1 protein-coding gene is annotated in these 1289 nt (G+C 40.4%); it reads right to left on the bottom strand.

Annotated elements, in window-relative coordinates; translation table 11 throughout:
- Positions 1-1289, bottom strand: a 1289-nt coding sequence (locus tag SLH52_RS23200) for a heavy metal translocating P-type ATPase (protein ID WP_320211558.1), incomplete at both ends; no start/stop codon positions are given.

Raw genomic sequence — 1289 nt, 5'->3', positions numbered from 1 at the left:
ATTTTATGAGCAATTTCTAAATGCTCTCCACCTTTAAATAAGATGCCATTTTCGGCTCCTTTACCTGTTCCAACCATAATTGAAGTAGGGGTAGCTAACCCTAATGCACATGGGCAAGCGATAACTAGAACGGCAATCGCTACCTCAATTGCTTGCGGAACATCCCCTGGAGCAACAACCATGATCCATACTAAAAAGGTGACGAGCGCTATGCCAACGACGATTGGCACAAAGTAGCCAGAAATAATATCTGCCATTCTTTGAATTGGAGCTTTTGATCCTTGTGCTTCTTCCACGACACGAATGATACTTGCAAGCGCCGTATCTTTTCCTACTTTTGTCGCCTTCATTTGAATCGTACCATTCTTATTAATCGTAGCACCAATCACACGATCTCCTTCAGTTTTATCGACTGGAATTGATTCACCAGTAATCATTGATTCATCAATTGAAGATCGTCCAGCAATGACTTCCCCATCAACAGGGATTTTTTCACCAGGCTTTACGATAATGACATCGTTAACGACAACTTGCTCAATCGGAACCTTCGTTTCAACGCCATTTCTTATGACAGTCGCTTCTTTCGCTTGTAAATTCAACAATTTTGAAATGGCTTCCGTCGTTCTACCTTTTGCTAATGACTCAAATAGTTTACCGACTAAGATGAGTGTAATGAGAACTGCACTCGTTTCAAAGTATAAATGCGGCATATACTGTGGATTACCTAGCGTTCTTAATGCTTCAACTACGCTATAAAAATAAGCAGCTGACGTTCCAAGCGCCACAAGAACATCCATATTCGCACTTTTATTTCTAAGTGATTTATAAGCACCTACGTAAAACTGCCAACCGACGTAAAACTGAACTGGTGTAGCAAGTAAAAATTGGAACCAAGGGTTCATAATAAATGATGGCATCGGTATCCCAAGATCCCACGGAGCATGACCGACCATCGAGTAAAGAAGTGGTAACGATAATAATATAGAAATGAATAGTTTCGTTTTCTTTTCCCTAATTTCTTCCTCTTTATGAGATGCCTTTTCTTCTCTTGTTTCCTTCACTTTGGCATCATAGCCGAGCTTTTGAATTTTGCCAATAACGTCATCAACACTAACTAACCCTGGTTGAAACGATAACGCCGCTGATTCAGTTGTCAAATTAACCGTTGCAGCTTCAATACCGTCCATGTTATTTACTACTTTTTCAATTCTTGTGGAGCAGGCAGCACATGTCATGCCGTATATATCAAGATCTACCTTCTCAGTCTGTACACCGTAGCCGAGTTTATT

This window comes from Cytobacillus sp. IB215665 (assembly GCF_033963835.1).
In the GTDB taxonomy this organism is placed as follows: domain Bacteria; phylum Bacillota; class Bacilli; order Bacillales; family SM2101; genus Nanhaiella.
The sequence above is the reverse complement of the archived record's forward strand: the minus strand, read 5'-3'. Positions and strand labels throughout refer to the sequence as shown.